21 protein-coding genes are annotated in these 18,862 nt (G+C 64.1%); 14 read left to right on the top strand and 7 right to left on the bottom strand.

Annotated elements, in window-relative coordinates:
• The first annotated feature begins 2 nt into the window (after positions 1-2).
• The 3 genes from EL191_RS00660 to EL191_RS00650 are packed head-to-tail and all read left to right on the top strand — an operon-like array spanning position 3 to position 3,899.
• Entirely contained in the window at positions 3-1,283 is a 1,281-nt protein-coding gene (locus tag EL191_RS00660) for a sialidase family protein (RefSeq protein WP_041975762.1), read from the top strand.
• A complete protein-coding gene (locus EL191_RS00655) occupies positions 1,276-1,866 on the top strand; it encodes a hypothetical protein (protein ID WP_041975760.1) in 591 nt (196 codons plus the stop codon). Before EL191_RS00660 ends, EL191_RS00655 begins: the two co-directional genes overlap by 8 nt.
• Positions 1,863-3,899: an LTA synthase family protein gene (locus EL191_RS00650; RefSeq protein WP_041975758.1), complete on the top strand. Its 2,037-nt coding sequence runs from the start codon at positions 1,863-1,865 to the stop codon at positions 3,897-3,899. The genes EL191_RS00655 and EL191_RS00650 overlap by 4 nt, the downstream gene beginning before the upstream one ends.
• Before the next feature lie 267 nt (positions 3,900-4,166).
• On the opposite strand, the gene EL191_RS00645 is transcribed toward EL191_RS00650, so the two are convergent.
• Positions 4,167-5,159, bottom strand: coding sequence for an AraC family transcriptional regulator (locus EL191_RS00645; protein WP_041975756.1), 993 nt, complete (start codon positions 5,157-5,159; stop codon positions 4,167-4,169).
• 156 nt (positions 5,160-5,315) lie between these two features.
• Here EL191_RS00645 and EL191_RS00640 point away from each other — a divergent pair, with 156 nt between their 5' ends.
• The gene (locus EL191_RS00640) at positions 5,316-6,191 is read left to right on the top strand and encodes a hypothetical protein (protein ID WP_041975754.1); all 876 of its coding nucleotides are present in this window, start codon (positions 5,316-5,318) and stop codon (positions 6,189-6,191) included.
• Positions 6,192-6,218: 27 nt separating this feature from the next.
• On the opposite strand, the gene EL191_RS00635 is transcribed toward EL191_RS00640, so the two are convergent.
• Together EL191_RS00635 and adhP are read right to left on the bottom strand one after the other, a co-directional pair.
• Complete coding sequence (locus EL191_RS00635; RefSeq protein WP_041975752.1) at positions 6,219-7,013, bottom strand: hypothetical protein; 795 nt, start codon at positions 7,011-7,013, stop codon at positions 6,219-6,221.
• Between the two features lie 119 nt (positions 7,014-7,132).
• Complete coding sequence (gene adhP / locus EL191_RS00630) at positions 7,133-8,155, bottom strand: alcohol dehydrogenase AdhP (RefSeq protein WP_041975750.1); 1,023 nt, start codon at positions 8,153-8,155, stop codon at positions 7,133-7,135.
• Between the two features lie 276 nt (positions 8,156-8,431).
• On the opposite strand from adhP, the gene purE reads away from it, so the two are divergent.
• The 5 genes from purE to EL191_RS00605 all read left to right on the top strand — a co-directional run bounded on the left by purE (position 8,432) and on the right by EL191_RS00605 (position 11,592).
• The gene (gene purE, locus EL191_RS00625; protein ID WP_003242109.1) at positions 8,432-8,923 is read left to right on the top strand and encodes a 5-(carboxyamino)imidazole ribonucleotide mutase; all 492 of its coding nucleotides are present in this window, start codon (positions 8,432-8,434) and stop codon (positions 8,921-8,923) included.
• 144 nt (positions 8,924-9,067) lie between these two features.
• Positions 9,068-10,153: a 5-(carboxyamino)imidazole ribonucleotide synthase gene (locus EL191_RS00620; protein ID WP_013713272.1), complete on the top strand. Its 1,086-nt coding sequence runs from the start codon at positions 9,068-9,070 to the stop codon at positions 10,151-10,153.
• An 88-nt stretch (positions 10,154-10,241) separates the two neighbouring features.
• Positions 10,242-10,487, top strand: coding sequence for a GlsB/YeaQ/YmgE family stress response membrane protein (locus EL191_RS00615; RefSeq protein WP_041975748.1), 246 nt, complete (start codon positions 10,242-10,244; stop codon positions 10,485-10,487).
• A gap of 68 nt (positions 10,488-10,555) precedes the next feature.
• Positions 10,556-11,089, top strand: coding sequence for a DUF3299 domain-containing protein (locus EL191_RS00610; RefSeq protein ID WP_026041913.1), 534 nt, complete (start codon positions 10,556-10,558; stop codon positions 11,087-11,089).
• Positions 11,090-11,118: 29 nt separating this feature from the next.
• The gene (locus tag EL191_RS00605) at positions 11,119-11,592 is read left to right on the top strand and encodes a hypothetical protein (RefSeq protein ID WP_017361077.1); all 474 of its coding nucleotides are present in this window, start codon (positions 11,119-11,121) and stop codon (positions 11,590-11,592) included.
• Here EL191_RS00605 and EL191_RS00600 read toward each other — a convergent pair.
• From EL191_RS00600 to EL191_RS00590, 3 genes are all read right to left on the bottom strand, one after another.
• Positions 11,585-12,487, bottom strand: a complete 903-nt coding sequence (locus EL191_RS00600) for a D-hexose-6-phosphate mutarotase (RefSeq protein ID WP_041975746.1) — start codon at positions 12,485-12,487, stop codon at positions 11,585-11,587. The genes EL191_RS00605 and EL191_RS00600 overlap by 8 nt on opposite strands.
• 97 nt (positions 12,488-12,584) lie before the next feature.
• Positions 12,585-13,961, bottom strand: coding sequence for a TRAP transporter large permease (locus EL191_RS00595; RefSeq protein WP_013713267.1), 1,377 nt, complete (start codon positions 13,959-13,961; stop codon positions 12,585-12,587).
• On the bottom strand, positions 13,954-14,499 hold the full coding sequence (locus tag EL191_RS00590; protein ID WP_017361075.1) for a TRAP transporter small permease subunit: 546 nt from the start codon (positions 14,497-14,499) through the stop codon (positions 13,954-13,956). The genes EL191_RS00595 and EL191_RS00590 overlap by 8 nt, the downstream gene beginning before the upstream one ends.
• 244 nt (positions 14,500-14,743) lie before the next feature.
• On the opposite strand from EL191_RS00590, the gene EL191_RS00585 reads away from it, so the two are divergent.
• A complete protein-coding gene (locus EL191_RS00585; protein ID WP_013713265.1) occupies positions 14,744-15,844 on the top strand; it encodes a TRAP transporter substrate-binding protein in 1,101 nt (366 codons plus the stop codon).
• A 77-nt stretch (positions 15,845-15,921) separates the two neighbouring features.
• Here EL191_RS00585 and EL191_RS00580 read toward each other — a convergent pair whose 3' ends face one another.
• A complete protein-coding gene (locus EL191_RS00580) occupies positions 15,922-16,326 on the bottom strand; it encodes an acyl-CoA thioesterase (protein WP_013713264.1) in 405 nt (134 codons plus the stop codon).
• 373 nt (positions 16,327-16,699) lie between these two features.
• Between EL191_RS00580 and EL191_RS00575 the strand changes: the two genes are divergently transcribed.
• The 4 genes from EL191_RS00575 to EL191_RS00560 all read left to right on the top strand — a co-directional run bounded on the left by EL191_RS00575 (position 16,700) and on the right by EL191_RS00560 (position 18,860).
• Positions 16,700-16,897 (top strand): hypothetical protein, encoded by a 198-nt coding sequence (locus EL191_RS00575; RefSeq protein ID WP_017361074.1) that lies wholly within the window; start codon positions 16,700-16,702, stop codon positions 16,895-16,897.
• Positions 16,898-16,916: 19 nt separating this feature from the next.
• Positions 16,917-17,081, top strand: coding sequence for a DUF1328 domain-containing protein (locus tag EL191_RS00570; protein WP_013713262.1), 165 nt, complete (start codon positions 16,917-16,919; stop codon positions 17,079-17,081).
• A 10-nt stretch (positions 17,082-17,091) separates the two neighbouring features.
• Positions 17,092-17,553, top strand: coding sequence for an inhibitor of vertebrate lysozyme family protein (locus EL191_RS00565; RefSeq protein WP_013713261.1), 462 nt, complete (start codon positions 17,092-17,094; stop codon positions 17,551-17,553).
• A gap of 77 nt (positions 17,554-17,630) precedes the next feature.
• Positions 17,631-18,860, top strand: a complete 1,230-nt coding sequence (locus tag EL191_RS00560; protein WP_013713260.1) for a nucleoside recognition domain-containing protein — start codon at positions 17,631-17,633, stop codon at positions 18,858-18,860.
• Positions 18,861-18,862 lie beyond the last annotated feature (2 nt).

Genomic DNA, 18,862 nt, shown 5'->3' with positions numbered 1-18,862 from the left:
TCATGACCTCGACCTTCAAGACCTGCGCCCTGCTGCTGGGCGCGGCCACGGTGTTCGCCTGGGCCTGGCTCGGCGCCGCGCCCCATGCGCTGGCACCCTTCGCCAGCCAGTCGACGCCACCCGCAGCCGATGCGACACCGGCCCTGGCCGCACACTTCGCCTCCTCCGACCTGGAGGATTTCGTTCACTCCGCCTCCATCACCGGCCTGCCCGCCGGCGACCTGATGGCGGCCTGGTTCGCCGGCACGCGCGAAGGCGCAGCCGATGTGCAGATCCGCGCCGCGCGCTTCGATGCCGCCAGCGGCCAGTGGAGCGCCGAACGCGTACTGGCCACCCGTGAGGCCACCCAGCGTGCGGTCGGCAAGCACATCCGCAAGCTGGGTAACCCGGTGATCAGCCTGGCGCCAGACAACCGCCTGTGGCTGTTCTACGTCTCGGTGTCGCTGGGTGGCTGGGCCGGTAGCGCGGTCAACGCCATGGTCTCCGACGACCTCGGTGAAACCTGGTCGGCGCCCCGCCAACTGGTCACCAGTCCCTTTCTCAATATCAGTACCCTGGTGCGCGCCGCGCCGGTGTTTCATGTCGACGGCAGCATCGGCCTGCCGGTTTACCACGAGTTTCTCGGCAAGTTTCCCGAGTACCTGCACCTGAGCGCGAAGGGTGAAGTATTGGGCAAGCACCGCATCGGCAAAGGGCGCTATTCGTTGCAGCCCACCGTGGTGCCACTGAACGAAAATCGCGCCGTGGCCCTGCTGCGTTACGCCGGTGAGGAGCATCACCGTGTGCTGGCCAGCTACAGCGAGGACGCTGGGCGTAGCTGGAGCCGGCCGCAGCCGGTGGAGCCGAGCAACCCCAACTCGTCCCTGGCGGCGGTCGGTCGCCCCGACGGCAGCCTGCTGGTGGCGATGAATGACCTGGAGGACGGCCGCTTCCGCCTGACCCTTTACGCCACCGATGCCAAGCTGGGCAACTGGCGCACCCTGGGCGAGCTGGACGAGACGCCCAACCCGTGGGGAGAACCGATCCCGCGCGACGAATTTCCTGCCGTGGTCAGCGAAAAATTCCGCACCAGCGGCGGCAAGCCCGAGCAGCAGGCGCAGTTCCTCGAGCGGGTGAGCGCGCGCATGTGCAGCGCCGAAGGCTGCACCTTCGACTACGAGTACCCCTACTTCACCCGCGACCGCGAGGGTACCTACCACCTGGTCTATTCGTGGAACGACATGTTCATCAAGCACCTGGCCTTCAACGAGGCCTGGCTGTCGGAGCGCCGCCCGCATGACTGACTTCTGGCTGCCGCACCTGGCCTTTGCCCTGCTGCTGTTCCTGATCCTTGCGCGGCTGACGCGCAATAAATCCCAACACGGCATTCTGCTGGCGGGCTGCCTGCTGCTCAGCCTGGTGCCAGTGCAAGGCATTAGCCTGGCGCTGCAGCTGCGCACCTATAGCGGCGACCTGTCGGTGGCCAGCCTGGTGCTGCTCGGCTGGGCGACCCTGAGTCGCTTCGGCGTGCCACTTGCCAGCGCCGGTGATCGCCTGGCCAGCCTGGCGCTGTTCGCCGGCCTGGCCATGCTGCTCTACCCGGCGGCGTTGGGCCTTAGCTATGCCGACCCCTACCAGCTCGGCTTCGAACCGCGGCCGATGCTAATGGTGCTGGGCCTGCTATGCGCGGTGCTGATCGTCCAGCGCAGCTGGCTCGGCGCCTTGGCGCTGATACTGGCGACGCTGGCCTTTGCCCTGCGCCTGGGCGCCTCGGAAAACTACTGGGACTACCTGATCGATCCCTACCTGGCCCTCTACAGCCTTGGCGCCTTACTGAGCGCCGCTGTGCGCTGGCTGCTGGCCCGCCCCACAAGGAACCTCGCATGAGCTGGCTGAGATCCCGCCGCCTGCAGTACCTGGCAGGCCTGACGGCGCTGCTGTTCGTCCTCTTCGCGGCCCTGCGCGGGCTGTTTCTGCTGGGCTTTTCCGCCGTCGACAGCCTCAGCGACCCGGACGTGCTGCGCACCCTCGGCATCGGCCTGCGCTTCGACCTGCGCCTGGCCCTGTTGCTGATGCTGCCGCCAGGCCTCCTGCTGGCGCTGCCGAAGCTGCGCCTGGCGCGCTTTCGCGCCGTGCGCTGGCTGCTGCGGGGCTATCTGCTGCTGGCCGTGGCGGCGCTGGGCCTGCTGTATATCATCGACTTCGGCCACTACGCCTACCTGGGCGTGCGCCTCAACGCCACCGTGCTGCGCTTTACCGGCGATGCGCAGATTTCCGCCGGCATGCTCTGGCAGACCTACCCGGTGCTGTGGATAACCCTGGCCTGGCTGGCCGGTGTGGCGCTGTGGGCCTGGGCGCTGCTGCGTCTGGAACGCGTCACTCTGGATCGACCTGCCAGCGGCAGAGTTGGCGTGTTGCCGGCGCTTGGCGGTGCGGCGGTGGTGAGCGTGCTGGTGTTCTTCGGCCTGCTCGGCCGCGTCAGCGCGCTAAACCTGGAAAACCCGGTGCCGCTGCGCTGGAGCGATGCCTTCTACAGTGGCAACGGCCAGATCGGCGCGCTCGGCCTCAACCCGGCGCTGTTTCTCTTCGACACCCTCAAGCTCGAACCCGCCGCCTTCGACGAGGCCGCCACGCGCGAGCACTACGACGTGGTGGCCAATTACCTGGGCGTCAGCGAGCGCGATGCGCAGGGGCTGAACTTCTTTCGTCATCAGCCGGTGCAGGCACATCGCATCCAGGCCGAGCGCCCGCCCAACGTGATTTTCGTCATGCTCGAATCCCTCGGCACCAGTGCCGTGGGCGCCTACGGCAACCCGCTGAACCCAACGCCGAATCTGGATCGCCTGGCCCAGCAAAGCTGGTTCTTCCGCCACTTCTACGTGCCGGTGACTGGCACCGCCAAGACGGTGTGGGCGAGCATCACCGGTATCCCCGACGTGTCGCGCCAGGAGACCGCCACGCGCAACCCGCTGATCGCCCGCCAGCGCACGCTGATCAACGCGCTCGAGGGGTATGAGAAGTTCTACATGATCGGCGGCAACGCCGGCTGGGCGAACATCAACGCGCTGATCCGCCAGAGCATCGACGGTGTGCAGCTCTACGAGGAACGCCACTGGCAGTCGCCGCAGGTGGACGTGTGGGGCATTTCCGATCTGGATTTCTTCAAGGAAAGTACGCGCATCCTCGGCGCCCTGCCGAAGGACAAGCCGTTCTTCGCCTACTTGCAGACCTCCGGCAACCACCGCCCTTTCACCATCCCCAAGGACAACGACGGCTTCGAGGCGCTCGACCTGCCGCTGGAACAGGTGCAGCAGGCCGGCTCGCGCAGCGTCGAGCAGTACAACGCGGTGCGCCTGCTGGACTTCAATATCGGTCGCCTGATGGAGCTGGCCAAGGAGCAGGGCTTCTACGACGACAGCATTTTCGTCTTCTTCGGCGACCACAACACCCGCATCAGCCAGATCCCGCACATGGCGCCGGCCTTCGAGCAACTGGGGCTGGAGAGCAACAACGTACCGCTGCTGATCCACGCGCCGAAATGGCTGGCGCCGCGTGAGTTCGACGAAGCCGTAGGCCTGGCCGACCTGCTGCCCACCGTGGCCGGATTGGTGGGCGTGCCCTTCGACAACGGCGGTCTCGGTCGCGACCTGCAACTGCCAGCGCCGGAAGGCGAGCGCGTGGTACCGCTGGTGCTGCAGGAAGGCAGCTTCCCGGTGATCGGCGCAGTGACCCGAGACTTTCTCGTGCAGATGCAGCACGACGGCAGCTCGCCGACCCTGCACGACCTGCGCTCGCCGACGCCGCGCGACAACGTGGCCGAACGCCACCCCGAGGAATTCCAGCGTCTGCTGGCGCTGAGCCTCGGCCTGCATGAAGCAGCGCGATTGCAGATGTATCGCAACGTGCAGGCGGAGGAATGAGTCCCCCCTGTGGGAGGCGCTTTAGCGGCGAGCCTTTATCGAGGCTGAAGCCGCTCCCACGGTGATCGCCCGTAGCCCGGATGCAATCCGGGAAAAGGTGCCGGATGCGCTGCAGATGTACCGCAACGTGCAAGCAAAGGAATGCCCCCTATAGGAGCCGCTTCAGCGGCGAGCTTTAATCGCGGCTGAAGCCGCTCCCACAGTGATCACCGGTAGCCCGGATGCAATCCGGGAAAAGGTGCCGGACATTGCCGGATTGCATCCGGGCTACGCGCGAAAGCGACTCGGCGGCACGCCGCTCCAGCGTTGAAAGGCGTGGCGGAAGCTGGCGGTTTCGCTGAAGCCGAGCACCTCGGCGATGCGGTACACCGGCCATTGCTCCTCATTGAGCAACGCCTTGGCACGCTCGAAACGCAACTCATCGAGCAGGCCCTGGTAGCTGGTGCCCAGCTCCTGCAGGTGACGACGCAGGGTACGCGGCGAGCAGTGCATCTGCTGCGCCAGGTTCTCCAGCCCAGGCGGCTCGGCCAACTGTGCGGCGAGCAACTGGCGCACCCGCTCCAGCCAGGCCTGGCGACTGCTGAACTCGGCGTTCAGGCGACGGCAGCGCTCGACCATATCGCTATGGGTAACGCTGTCGGCCAGCGGCAGTCGCCGCTCCAGTAAGGCGGCAGGAAAAGCGAAGGCATTGCGCTGCGCCTCGAAGCGTAGCGGGCAGGGAAAACTCTTTGCATAGCGCTTCACGTAGCGCGGTTGCGCATGGGTGAACTCCGCGCCTTCCAGCGGCAGCGGCTGGCGCAGCAGCTCATCGCCGATCAGTTTCAGCGAGGCCAGGCACATCTCCACGTTGAACACTTCCAGCGCCTGGGCATCGCGGTAGCCGCTGGCGCAGATCCAGGCCAGCTCGCCTTCCACCTGCAGATCGAGACGGAAATAGGTGCCGAGCAACGCCGGGTACTGCAACAGCAGGCGCCAGGCGTCACCAAAGGTGGCAGCCGAGAGTGCGGCGTAACCCAACAGCCCATAGGAGGAAACATGCAGGCTTCGCCCCAATTCGAGGCCCAAGTCGGCACGCAGGGTCAGGGCATTGGCGCACACTTGCTGCTCCTGCACCCGGGTGATGCGCGCGTCGGCATTGTCCAGATCAGCCGCACCAATCCCGCTCCCGGCCAGCAATTGCGGGCGCAACTCGGGCTGGTCGGCAAAGCGTTGCAGGATCAGGGAAACCACGTGCAGGGTGGTCAGCGAGGCGTGCAGCATGATGCATTCCGTGGGTACAGACCGGGAAAAGAACGCAAAAAGCATGCCTTGCACTTTCCACATCCGGATGCATTCAAACCTGCGTCGCGTACTCGCGCACGGTCAGCCAAAGGTTGGCCGTGCTAGAGTCCGCTGCCGTTTTCAAGGATGAACCTTATGCGATCCCTGCTCCGAACCGCCTTCCTGCCCATTTGCCTACTACTCGCCGCCTGCGGGCAGGAGCCTCAGGTCAAACTGCGATTCGACGAATCCATTCGTGAAGGCGCCGGGATAAAAGGCACCTATCTCGATAGCCTGCAACGACTCCTCCAGGAGCTGGGGTATCGCCCGGGCCATCTGCGCTACAGTCTGGTCGATGGTGACGAGCAGGCGCTGATGGTCAGGCTGCAATCCAAGCCATTGGATACTACGCAACGTGAAGCCCTTACCGCGCGTTTCACTCCGATCGTGCAGGCCCGCGAACACTGGCCAGCCACCCTCGAGATCACCGGTATTCAAGGCGAATTACCGACGCCGCTGCGTACCTCGTTCATCGCCCACGGCCGTCCGTTTCTGGTCAAGCGGGGGAACGGCAATCCGTTCAATAGACCGTCTTCACGGGAGGAAGTGTTCTGCCGTATCGAGGTGAAGCTGAATGAAGAACTGCCGCCGCTGAGTTTTCAACGCGCCCGAAACTGGGGCGATGAAGACCTGCCGGGCAGCATGGGCGAGCTCGCGCTGGACTCGGAGAACGTACGCATTCCAGCCAGGCTGCGATTCAGCGATCCGGAGTTGCAAAAGGCCATGGACGAACGTCAGGTAGAGGTGATCATCGACAACGACGACTACCTGACCAGCCCTATCAAGAAACTGGTGTTCGAGGTCGGCAGCATGGGCAAACACGTGCTGATCGGGCAGCGCACGCTACTGGGCGACGGCTATCACGAGCGCTGTGCCGACCTCGCGGTAGACGTTGGCCGCCCCTTCAACCTGTTCATGGGCCATGGGGTCGATCGCCTGACCTCGTTCGAGCTGCTCGACAACGAAGGCTGATGCCCCGCCCGAAGGCGGGGAACGCGGTCAGCGGTTACGCAGGATGGCGTTGATGAAATCGCCCTGGTTGGCTTCATCCGGATGGGTGGTGAACTGCAGCTGGCCGTCCTTCTCGTGCAGTTTCATCCCCTCGCCGAAGCGGCAGTCGACGCCCTTGAGGGTCTTGGCTTCGGCCTTGTAGCGATCATCATTGCCGCACAGGTAAGCCATCTGGTTGACCACTTCGCCACAGAAGCTCGGCACGCTGAGGCCGATCAGTTGCTCGTCGCTGATCGCGCTCCAGTCGACCTTGGTCGTCAGCGGTGTGCCGCAGGCCTTGGAGGCTTCGCTATCCATCTCCTGCAGGCGGGCGCTGTAGTCGGCCAGACGCTGCTTGCGATCGAAGGCCGCCAGACGCGCCTGCACACCGTCCTTTTCCTGTTTCTCATAGAGCGCGAGGAGGTCCTTGGGCTTCAGCGCCTTGGTCTTGTCTTCGCTGTAACTGAGCTCGAAGCCCTGGGTATTGGGCAGGTTGAGCTGGTAGCTCTCGCCGCTCCAGGCACGGCGCTTGTTCAGCAGGTTGTAGTCACGGCCGTCGAGACGGATGCCGTAGTCGCGTTGCTCGTTGCCCAGCTCGCGAACATCGGTGAGAAATACCACCTCGTCGAGCGGGTGGTTGATGCCGCGTACCTGGACCAGCGCCTGCTTGCCGTCGGCCGAAGGCGCGATTGCCAGGCTGACGCCCTGGCCGGCATCGAATACTTGCGGATGCTTGGCCAGCTCGATGGCCGAGACCTGAAGGGACAGCAGGGAAAGGGCGAAAAAGGGAAGGCAACGTTTCATTGGGCACGTCCTTGTACGGATGAAGGGCGCACAGTATAGCCAGCCGGCTGGCGGCAATCTGTGCGCTCTTCCGCGTCCGTTCTGTAGGAAAATTGCCTATCCGTGGCCATTTCCCCGTCTTAGAACTGCAGTACCACCCGCCCCTCGATCTGCCCGCCGCGCATCTGGTCGAAGATACCGTTGATGTTGTCCAGGCTGTCGCTGCGTACCGTGGCCTTGACCAACCCTTCGCCGGCAAAGTCCAGCGCCTCCTGCAGATCGGCGCGGGTGCCGACGATGGAGCCGGTGATGCTGATGGCCTTGAGCACCACGTCGAAGATCGGCGTGGGGAAGTCACCCGGCGGCAAGCCAACCAGCGCCACCGTACCGTGCCGGCGCGCCATGCCGATGGCCATGCCGAAGGCCGTGTTGGACACCGCGGTGACCAGCACGCCGTGGGCACCGCCGATATCGCGTTGCACCACCTCGGCCGGATTTTCCTTGCGTGCGTTGATGGTCAGGCTGGCGCCGAGCTTGCGCGCCAGCTCCAGCTTGGCATCGTCGACATCCACCGCGACCACGTGCAGGCCCATAGCGCGGGCGTACTGCACGGCCACGTGGCCGAGACCGCCAATACCGGAGATCGCTACCCACTGTCCGGGGCGGGCCTTGGTTTCCTTGAGGCCCTTGTACACCGTCACGCCTGCGCAAAGGATCGGCGCAATTTCAAGGAAATCGACGCTTTTCGGCAGGATGCCGACGTAGTTCGGATCAGCCAGCACGTATTCGGCGTAACCGCCGTTGATCGAATAGCCGGTATTCTGCTGACTCTCGCAGAGGGTTTCCCAGCCGGTCAGGCAGTGTTCGCAGCAGCCACAGGCGGTGTAGAGCCAGGGCACGCCGACACGGTCGCCTTCCTTTACCCGCGTCACGCCACTGCCGACCGCCGCCACGTAGCCGACGCCCTCGTGACCGGGAATGAACGGCAGACTCGGCTTCACCGGCCAGTCGCCTTCGGCTGCGTGCAGGTCGGTGTGACATACACCCGACGCTTCGATCTTCACCAGAATCTGCCCAGGGCCGGGTAGCGGGGTTTTCACCTCCTCGATACGCAGCGGCTGCCCGAAGGCGTGGACGACTGCGGCTTTCATGGTCTGGTTCATAGGCTGTTCCTCTTCCATGCGAGTGTCTGGCCAGTGTGCGCGCGCAGCCCACGCCGGCATTGCTCCAGAGCAAGGTTTAGGCGGTTTTTCCGCCTGGTCACGGCTGGCATGACAAACGGTCGTCGCCACTGCCCGACGACGGCGGCTTTGCGTTATACTGCGCGGCCTTCGGCCGGTAGCACCCGGCCAACGAATAATGACAAGCCACGCTGGCCCGCCCGCGTGGCTTGTTGGTTTTTGACGCGCCGCTAGGCGCCCGAGAGAAGAGGCACTTTGATGAGCGCACTGGTTGGCGTGATCATGGGCTCCAAGTCCGATTGGTCCACCCTTAGCCACACCGCCGAGATGCTGGACAAGCTGGGCATCCCCCACGAGGTCAAGGTGGTCTCCGCCCACCGTACCCCGGATCTGCTGTTCCAGTACGCCGAAGAGGCCGAGGCCCGCGGCATCCAAGTGATCATCGCCGGCGCCGGTGGCGCCGCTCACCTGCCGGGCATGTGCGCAGCCAAGACTCACCTGCCGGTGCTCGGCGTACCGGTGCAGTCATCCATGCTCTCGGGCGTCGACTCGCTGCTGTCGATCGTGCAGATGCCGGCCGGTATCCCGGTCGCCACCCTGGCCATCGGCAAGGCCGGCGCAGTCAACGCCGCCCTGCTGGCCGCCAGCATCCTCGGTCACCAGCACCCGCAGTTCCACGCGGCGCTGAAGCAGTTCCGCCAGGAACAGACCGATACCGTGCTGAGCAACCCGGACCCGCGCGAGGCCTGAAGCGCATTCCATCAGGGGCTGCGACACGGCGCATTTGCGCTGTGCGCTGCTCGGAATGCTCATTTACCGGCGTAAACTCCGCTTCCTGCGCTGCGGGCAACGTTCAACTGCTTGGTTCGCCACCTGCTGAAAAGGGGCTTTGTTATGAAAATCGGTGTGATCGGTGGCGGCCAGCTGGGCCGCATGATGGCGCTGGCGGGCACTCCGCTGGGCATGCAGTTCGCTTTCCTCGACCCGGCGCCGGACGCCTGCGCCCAGGCGCTCGGCGAGCATATCCGCGCCGATTACGGCGATCAGGACCACCTGCGCCAGTTGGCCGACGAGGTTGACCTGGTCACCTTCGAATTCGAGAGCGTGCCGGCGGAAACCGTGGCCTTCCTATCGCAGTTCGTGCCGGTCTACCCGAGCGCCGAAGCCCTGCGCATCGCCCGTGACCGCTGGTTCGAGAAGTCGATGTTCAAGGACCTGGGCATTCCCACACCGGAGTTCGCCGACATTCAGTCGCAGGCCGACCTCGATGCCGCCGTGGCCAGCATCGGCCTGCCGGCCGTGATGAAAACCCGCACCCTGGGCTACGACGGCAAGGGCCAGAAAGTCCTGCGCAAGCCGGAAGACGTCACCGGCGCCTTTGCCGAACTGGGCAGCGTGCCGTGCATCCTCGAAGGTTTCGTGCCCTTTACCGGCGAGGTGTCGCTGATCGCCGTGCGTGCCCGCGATGGTGAAACGCGCTTCTACCCCCTGGTGCACAACACCCACGACAGCGGCATTCTCGCCCTGTCCATCGCCAGCACCGAGCACCCGCTGCAGGCGCTGGCCGAGGACTATGTTGGTCGTGTGCTGGACCGACTCGATTACGTCGGCGTGCTGGCCTTCGAGTTCTTCGAAGTCGAAGGCGGCCTCAAGGCCAACGAGATTGCCCCGCGCGTGCACAACTCCGGACACTGGACCATCGAAGGCGCCGAGTGCAGCCAGTTCGAAAATCACCTGCGCGCCGTCGCCGGCCTGCCGCTGGGCTCCACCGCCAAGCTGGGCGAAAGCGCGATGCTCAACTTCATCGGTGAAGTACCGCCGGTGGACAAGGTGATCAGCGTCGCCGATTGCCATCTGCACCACTACGGCAAGGCCTTCAAGGCCGGGCGCAAGGTTGGCCACGCCACCCTGCGCAGCGCCGACCGCGCCAGCCTCGACGCCGGTATCGCCGCCGTCGAAGCCTTGATCGGCAAGGCGTAAGCCCCGCCACTGGCGAACCGATGGCACCTCCGTCGGTCAGATATCAGGTCGCCGCAATCGCGGCGACCTGGATCAAGGAGATACGCCAATGGGCATTATCGGCACCATTTTCATCGGACTGATCGTCGGTCTGGTCGCACGCTTCCTCAAACCCGGCGATGACAACATGGGCTGGATCATGACCATCCTGCTCGGCATCGGCGGCTCCATTGCGGCTACCTACGGCGGCCAGGCGCTGGGCATCTACGAAGCAGGACAGGCCGCCGGTTTCATCGGCGCGGTGATCGGCGCCATCGTTCTGCTGGTAATCTACGGCGCAATCAAGAAGGACTGACCTTCCTCGAAACCGGCATGCACGACATGCCGGTTATCGATCGCCAACGCCGAGAGACACCCATCACCATGCGCCACCTGCTGCTCGCCCTGCTGCTTTCCACCGGCCTGGCCCACGCCGAACTGCCGGAAACCGATTGGCTGGACCTGATGCCGCCCGAGGACCGCAAAGCCCTCGAGGAGATGCCCGATATCAGCCACGACAGCCCCGAAGGCGACAGCACCTTCTACAGCGAAGGCGGCCTGCGCCAACAGGACAAGGATCTGCCTGCGGTGATGTACTCCGCCAAGACCGTCGCCGCACTCGACGGCAAGGCGATTCGCCTGGGCGGTTATCCGGTGCCGCTGGAAAGCGACGAGAAAGGCAACAGCACCCTGTTCTTCCTGGTGCCCTATCCGGGCGCCTGCATCCACGTGCCGCCACCACCGCCCAATCAGCTTGTGCTGGTGCGCTATCCGAAGGGCATTGCGCTCGACGACATCTACGCCCCGCTGTGGGTCAGTGGCGAGCTGAAGGTCGAGAAAATCAGCAATGAACTGGCCGACGCCGCCTACGCGATGGACGCAGGCGAAGTGCGCCTGGTGACCGACGAAGACCTCTAACCCCCGCTGTCCCTGCTAGGAGTTCCAGCATGAAAGCTGCTGCCCTGCTGTTGCTGTGCCTGCTATCCACCGTTGCACTGGCAATGGAGCCCGGCGAACGCCTGGCCACCTGGACGCTGCTCGATCAGTTCGACGCGCCCTACACCCTGAACGACGAGACACAGATCCTGCTGGTCGCGCGCGACATGGACGGCGCCAAGCTGGTCAACGCCGCCTTGGAAGGCACGCCCAAGGGCTACCTGGACAAGCGCCAGGCGGTCTTCCTCGCCGACATCAGCCGCATGCCGCGCGTCATCGCCACGCTCTTCGCCCTGCCGAAGATGCGCGACTACAACTACCGCATCCTCCTCGACCGCGATGCCCGCATCGCCCCGCGTTATCCGGCTGGCGAGGGTGAGGTGCTGTGGTTGCAGCTAAAGGATGGGCAGCTGGTTCAGCAACAGACCTTTACCAGCGCCGAGCCACTTCGCCAGGCGCTGGAGCAGCAGGGCGGCGCTAACTAGCGAGCGGCTCACTGGACAGGCGCAACTCAAGCCGGTGACGCTCGTCGGCCTTCAGCTGCACGATGTCTTCCAGCACGTTGGCCGTCTCGATGCAAAGCATGCTCTGCCAGGCGTCGTCGGGGAACTGCGACAGGCGCCTGGCCTTGTCGGTCCAGGGATTCCACAGCACGGCCGAGCGTGAACCGCGAGCATCCAGATGGATGCGCCGGCCCCATCCGGGATCGATGATGCTCAGCCGCGCGGCGGTGTCGAAATAGATGCGATCGGTCTCGGCATCGAACACCAGGGCATCCTGCTGGCGCAGCTCCCGCCAATCCTGCAGGGTGTCGATATAGCGACAGCCCTGCAGCCCCTCAACGCTGACCTGGCGCACGTCACTGACGGCGAAGTAGCTGTGCAGTGCCTGGCTCAGGGTCAGCGGCTCCGTACCGCGATTGTGGGTCTCCAGGCTCATGCCGAGGTCCTGCGCCACACGCACGACAAAGGTCAGGCCGACATCCCGAGGCCAACCCTCCAGCGGCTGGTTGCGGGTGTCGTAGGCGAAGCGCAGGGTAACGGCGCCATCCTCTTCGTCGATGCCCAGCAGCTCCCAGTCCAGCGCGCGCACCAGGCCATGGGCTGGTGCCTGCTCAAGGTGATAGTGCGCCTGCACGGCCGGCGGATTGCGCCGCAGGTCGCCGAACCAGGGCCAGCACACCGGCACACCACCGCGCACGCTTTGTCCGGTCCGATAGGCAGCGTCCGGGCTCAGCCAGATCAGCGGCGGCTGTTCGCCCTGCTGGTAACTGAGAATCTGCGCGCCCTGCTGAGCGACCAGCAGCACGCTGCCCGCGACGCGGATTCGCCAGCAGGTCAGTTGATCCAGTTCCACGCGTTCGACTTGGGCGGTGCTCATGACGACCTCTCGTTGGGATAGATGACCAATAGTGTGACAACGCCAGAAGCAAAACGCCCGTCACAGGGACGGGCGTCTGCTGACTGCAAGCTATGACCTACTTGCCGTAGACCTGTTCCGGCAACCAGGTGATCAGGCCCGGGAAGATGTAGGCGATCACCAGCAGCAGAATCTGGATCAGGATGAACGGCACCACACCTTTGTAGATGGTGCTGGTAGCTACCGACTTCGGCGTGACCCCGCGCAGATAGAACAGGGCAAAGCCGAACGGCGGCGTGAGGAAGGACGTCTGCAGGTTCAGCGCGATCATCACGCCCAGCCAGATCGGGTCGAGACCCATGGCCAGCAGCACCGGCCCGACGATCGGCACCACCACGAAGGTGATCTCGATGAAGTCGAGGATGAAGCCGAGCAGGAAGATCACCACCATCACCAGGAAGAACGCGCCGAGCACGCCGCCAGGCAGTTGCGCGAACACATCCTCAATCAGTACTTCGCCGCCGAAGCCGCGGAACACCAGGGAGAACAGCGACGCGCCGATCAGGATCATGAAGACCATGGCACTGATTTCGGTGGTGCCGTAGGCCACTTCCTTGAGCTGGCCGAAGTTCAGCTTGCCCTTGCTGAAGGCCAGCAGCATCGCGCCTACGGCGCCCAGCGCAGCGGCTTCGGTGGGGGTGGCGTAACCGGCGAGGATCGAACCCAGCACCGCGCCGATCAAGATCAGCGGCGGAATCAGCGCCTTGCCCAGCTTGCCCCACTCGATCGGGCCGAGTTCTTCCTGCGGCAGCGCCGGCAGTTTCTTCGGCTGCAGGATGGCCACGGCAATGATGTAGACGATGTACAGGCCGACCAGCAGCAGGCCGGGCAGCAGCGCGCCGACGAACAGGTCGCCGACCGAGACGGTCTTCGGCGAGAAGATGCCCATCTTCAACTGCGCCTGCTGATAGGCGCTGGACATCACGTCACCCAGCAGTACCAGCACGATGGACGGCGGAATGATCTGCCCCAGGGTACCGGTTGCGGCCAGGGTGCCGGTGGAGATGGCCGGGTCGTAGCCGCGGCGCAGCATGGTCGGCAGCGCCAGCAGGCCCATGGTCACCACGGTGGCACCGACGATGCCGGTGGACGCCGCCAGCAGCGCGCCGACCACGCACACGGAGATCGCCAGACCGCCGCGCAGGGTGCCGAACAGACGCGACATGGACTCGAGCAGGTCTTCGGCTACCCGTGAACGCTCCAGCATCACCCCCATGAACACGAACAGAGGCACGGCGAGCATGGTCTGGTTGTTCATGATGCCGAACAGGCGGTTCGGCAGGGCACTGAGGTAACCGGGGTCGAAGGTACCGGTGAGCACGCCGATACCGGCGAACAACAGGGAAACGCCGGCCAGGGTGAACGCTACCGGGAAGCCGGCCATCAAGGCCAGGCAGATACTGACGAACAGCAGAATCGCCATCAACTCAGCCATGGTTCACCTCCGGAGCCGGCAGGCGACCGCTGAGGATGTAGAGCGCCTTGATCAGGTTGGAAATACCCTGCAGTACCAGGCTGACGACCAGTAGCAGGATGATGCTTTTCTGCAGATAGACGAATTTCAGCCCGCCAGACTCGCTCGACGCTTCCAGCGTCGACCAGGAGTTGCTGACGTAATCCCAACTGGCCCAGCCGAGAAACAGCGCAACCGGTAGCAGGAACAGCAGGTTGCCGAGAATCTCCACCAGCGCCTGACGGCGGCCGCTGAACTTCTGGTAGAAGATGTCGACCCGCACGTGGCCATTGCGCAGCAGCACCCAGGCCGCGGCGCCCATGAAGACCAGTGCGTGAGCGTATAGAACTGCCTCCTGCAGAGCGGTAGCGCCGATACCGAAGCCGTAACGCAAGACGACGACGATGGCGGTTCCCAGTACCAGAAACAGAGTCAGCCAGGCGCAGGCCTTGCCGAACCAGGTGTTGAGCGCATCGATCAGATTTGCAAGAGCGAGGGGAAATGAAGGCTTGTCGGACATAGTGAGTCCTTTATCGTTATGAATAGGAGACAGACAGCAAACCGGTTGGCTGCACATCACGCCACCAGCAGCCTTGTGGGCCGCAGGCCGGCGATTCTAGGCAGGCTACCGGTAATGCAGCAATGCCCGTACAACTTTAGTCGTAGTAGCTAGGCTTGTGAGTCACGACCCCCTATGTTATTCACGCCCGGTCTACCTCCGGCGATCCCGTGGTAAGACCAATACAACAATAAAGGAGCATTGCATGAAACGTCGCGACATACTCGCCGCAGCGGGCGTAGGCCTTGCAGCCACCGCACTGGCTGGCTGTAAAGAAGAGGCCAAGAGCGCCGCAGCACCTCAAGAGGGTTCGAGTTCCCAAACCTTCAACTGGAAGATGGTCACCTCCTGGCCGAAGAACTTCCCGGGCGTCGGCGTCGGGGCCGAGCGCTTCGCCAAGCTGGTCGACGAAATGAGTAACGGCCGCCTGAAGGTCAAGGTGTACGCAGCCGGTGAACTGGTACCGGCCCTGGAAGTGTTCGATGCAGTCTCCCGCGGCACCGCCGAAATGGGTCATGGCGCGCCGTACTACTGGAAAGGCAAGGTCCCGGCGGCCCAGTTCTTCTGCGCCCTGCCATTTGGCCCGAACGCCCAGGAAATGAACGCCTGGCTGCATCGCGGCGGCGGCCAGCAGCTGTGGGAAGAGGTCTACAAACCGTTCGGCGTGCTGCCGATGGCCTGCGGCAACACCGGCGTACAGACCGCCGGCTGGTTCAACAAGGAAATGAATTCGGTCGACGACTTCAAGGGCCTGAAGATGCGTACCCCGGGCCTGGGCGGCGAAGTGCTGACCAAGATGGGCGGTACCGTGGTCAACATGCCGGCCGGTGAGATCTTCACCGCCATGCAGACCGGCGCCATCGACGCCACCGAATGGATCGGTCCATACAACGACCTGGCTCTGGGCCTGCACAAGGCAGCCAAGTACTACTACACCCCGGGCTGGCAGGAGCCGAGCGTCCTGTTCGAGCTGGACGTCAACCTCAAGGCCTGGGAAACCCTGCCGGCCGATCTGAAGGCCATCGTTCGTGCCGCTGCTCGCGACGTCAACGGCGACATGCTCGACGACTACAACGCCAAGAACATGGAAGCCATGGAACAACTCAAGGCCGATGGCGTGGAAGTACGCCGCCTGCCGGACGAAGTCCTGGCCCGCCTCAAGGAAGTCGCGGCCGAAGTGGTCGAGGCCAGCGCCGCCGCCGACCCGGCTGCCGCCAAGGTATGGGAGCACCAGAAGGCCTATCTGCAGCGCCTGTACGACTACGCGGAAAGCAACGAGAAGGACATCTACAACATCCGCGGCTGATTGCCAGGACAAAATGAAAACGCCGGCTTATGCCGGCGTTTTCATGAGTGCAATTCGCTTCTACGGCGCGAGCCCGGTCAGCCGCGACGCGGCGGGACCGGCCGGGTGCGGCCACTGCCGTCGATGGCGACGAACACGAAAACCGCCTCGGTGACCTTGCGCCATTCGTTGGACAGCGGATCGTCGCTCCACACCTCGACCATCATCTGGATCGAACTGCGGCCGATCTCCAGCGCCTGGGTGTAGAAGGACAGCTGCGCCCCCACCGCCACCGGCACCAGAAAGGCCATGCGATCGATGGCGACAGTGGCCACGCGGCCCCCTGCGACCTTGCTCGCCATGGCAGTACCGGCGAGGTCCATCTGGGACACCAGCCAACCGCCGTAGATATCACCGAAACCATTGGTCTCGCGCGGCAACGCAGTGATCTGCAGGGCGAGGTCACCCTGGGGAATCGGGTCTTCCTGTTCGTAGTCGTTCATCGGCTCGAGACTCGCGGCGCGGTTGTTGTTCTGGGCGCGGAACCCGCATGGTACGCGGGCGCAGCGAGTATACCGACTGTGCAGTCGACGGGCGACCACTCTGGCCTCGCGCAAGGCCCCGCAACCTGCGCCTCGTCGGGCAAAACGCACGACCGAGAAAACCGCATTCGGGCAGGATGCCCGCCACAATGTGCCATCAGGCAAATATAACTAGATGATTCAAAAGGATTTTATTTAAAGGCCAAGTCTGGCACGGGCGCTGCAATGTCCTGAGTGGGTGACCGGTCAGGCACCGGTCACGATGCAACAAAAGGACGAGACGGATATGCCACACCCCTGCGCCATCCGCCTCAAACGCAACAGGAGAACAGCCATGTGGATAGTCGCTCTGGTACTTGCCAGCTTGCTGCTTCTGCTCAGCCTGACGCTAGCCACCGTCGTGCTGATTGGCCAGACCCTGTGCGCTAGCCGCGACACCTCCGAGCTGGAGCTGCCCTCGGGCGCTGTGCCTCAGCCTCTGGTCCCGAGCAACGCGCAAGACCCCTGGCCTGCCTGGGCCATTACCCACTGATCCATCGAGGAGAAACGCCATGCTTAGTTGGGCAGTCACATTCCTGATCATCGCCATCATCGCCGCTGTACTGGGCTTCGGTGGTATCGCCGGCACCGCTGCAGGTATCGCCAAGATTCTTTTCGTGGTGTTCCTGGTGCTGTTCATCGTCTCGTTCGTCATGGGCCGCCGCCCACGGATGTAGGGAGACCTAGATGCAATCGATCCACGCCATCGCTGCCGCCCTGCTAATGGGCGGCGCCCTGGCGGCTCAGGCCGCCGACCGTGACGCCAGCTTCCACCCAGGCGAGTTGCTCAGCAGCAATGCCGAGTACCGCGAAGCCTGGCAGGATCTGGTCAAGGATGAAGAACGCCTGCCGGACTGGCTGATCAATCTCAGCGGCCTGTCCACTCCCATGCAGGCCGTGGAAGCCGACAGTGATCGCTACCTGGTCGGCCAGGTGTGCGAAGCGCACAAGTGCTTCAGCCAACGCGCCTATGTGGCCTTCGAATGGGAGGACGACGACGCCTATGCGCTTTACGTGCAGGTGCCGGACGGCCTGCCGGAAGACCGCGCACCCAGCGAACACGCTACCTTGCGCTGGCTGGGCGATCCGGACGAGGAAGTCCAGCAGATGCTGATGGAACAGCTACGCAGCGACCCCAACTGGTATTGAGTGACGGCAGTTTGCCGGCTGTCCCATAGTCACCGCCGGCGCGTTATCATCCCCCGCCATACCGAAGGGGGATCGCAATGCTCAATGGCCTGTGGCTGAGCTTTTTTCTGCTGGGCGCCGTCGCCGCTCTGGCGCGCTGGCTGCTGGGTGGCGACGCCACCGTGTTCGGCGCCATGGTCGAGAGCCTGTTCGCCATGGCCAAGCTCTCGGTGGAGCTGATGGTGGTGCTGTTCGGCACCCTGACGCTGTGGCTGGGCCTGCTGCGTATTGCCGAGAAGGCCGGCCTCGTAGACTTGCTGGCGCGCCTGCTGGGCCCACTGTTCGCCCGCCTGATGCCGGAAGTCCCGCGCGGCCATCCCGCACTGGGGCTGATTAGCATGAACTTCGCGGCCAACGGTCTCGGCCTGGACAATGCCGCCACCCCTATCGGCCTCAAGGCCATGCGCGCCCTTCAGGAGCTCAATCCGAGCACGACCACGGCGAGCAATGCGCAGATCCTGTTCCTTGTGCTCAACACCTCCTCGCTGACTCTGCTGCCGGTATCGATCTTCATGTACCGCGTCCAGCAAGGGGCCGAGGACCCGACCCTGGTGTTCCTGCCGATCCTGCTGGCTACCAGCGCCTCGACCCTGGCCGGTTTGTTTGCGGTGGCGGTGATGCAGCGCCTGCGCCTGTGGGACCCGGTGGTGCTGGCCTACCTGATTCCTACTGCGCTGCTGCTCGGCGGCTTCATGGCGCTGCTCGCCGGCATGAGCGCCACGGCCCTGGCTGCGCTGTCCTCACTGCTCGGAAATCTCACCCTGTTCGGCCTGATCCTGCTGTTTCTGATAGTAGGAGCCTTGCGCAAGGTCGCGGTGTACGAGAGTTTCATCGACGGTGCCAAGGAAGGTTTCGATGTAGCCAAGAGTCTGTTGCCATACCTGGTAGCCATGCTTTGCGCCATTGGCGTATTGCGCGCGTCCGGCGCACTGGATTTTGGCCTCGACGGCATCCGCTGGCTGATCGAGACGCTGGGCTGGGATACACGCTTCGTCGACGCCCTGCCCACCGCGCTGATCAAACCTTTCTCCGGTGGCGCTGCGCGCGCCATGCTGATCGAAACCATGGAAAACTTCGGTGTCGACAGCTTCCCGGCGCTGGTAGCGGCCACGGTGCAGGGCAGTACCGAAACCACCTTCTACGTACTGGCGGTGTATTTCGGCGCGGTCGGCCTGCAGCGCGCCCGCCATGCCGTGGGCTGTGCGCTGGTCGCCGACGCCGCCGGGATCATCGCCGCGATTGCCGTGTGCTACTGGTTCTTCGGCTAAGC

The sequence above is a fragment of the Pseudomonas mendocina genome, assembly GCF_900636545.1.
GTDB classification, from domain to species: Bacteria; Pseudomonadota; Gammaproteobacteria; order Pseudomonadales; family Pseudomonadaceae; genus Aquipseudomonas; species Aquipseudomonas mendocina.
This window is presented reverse-complemented; position numbering and strand designations above follow the sequence as displayed.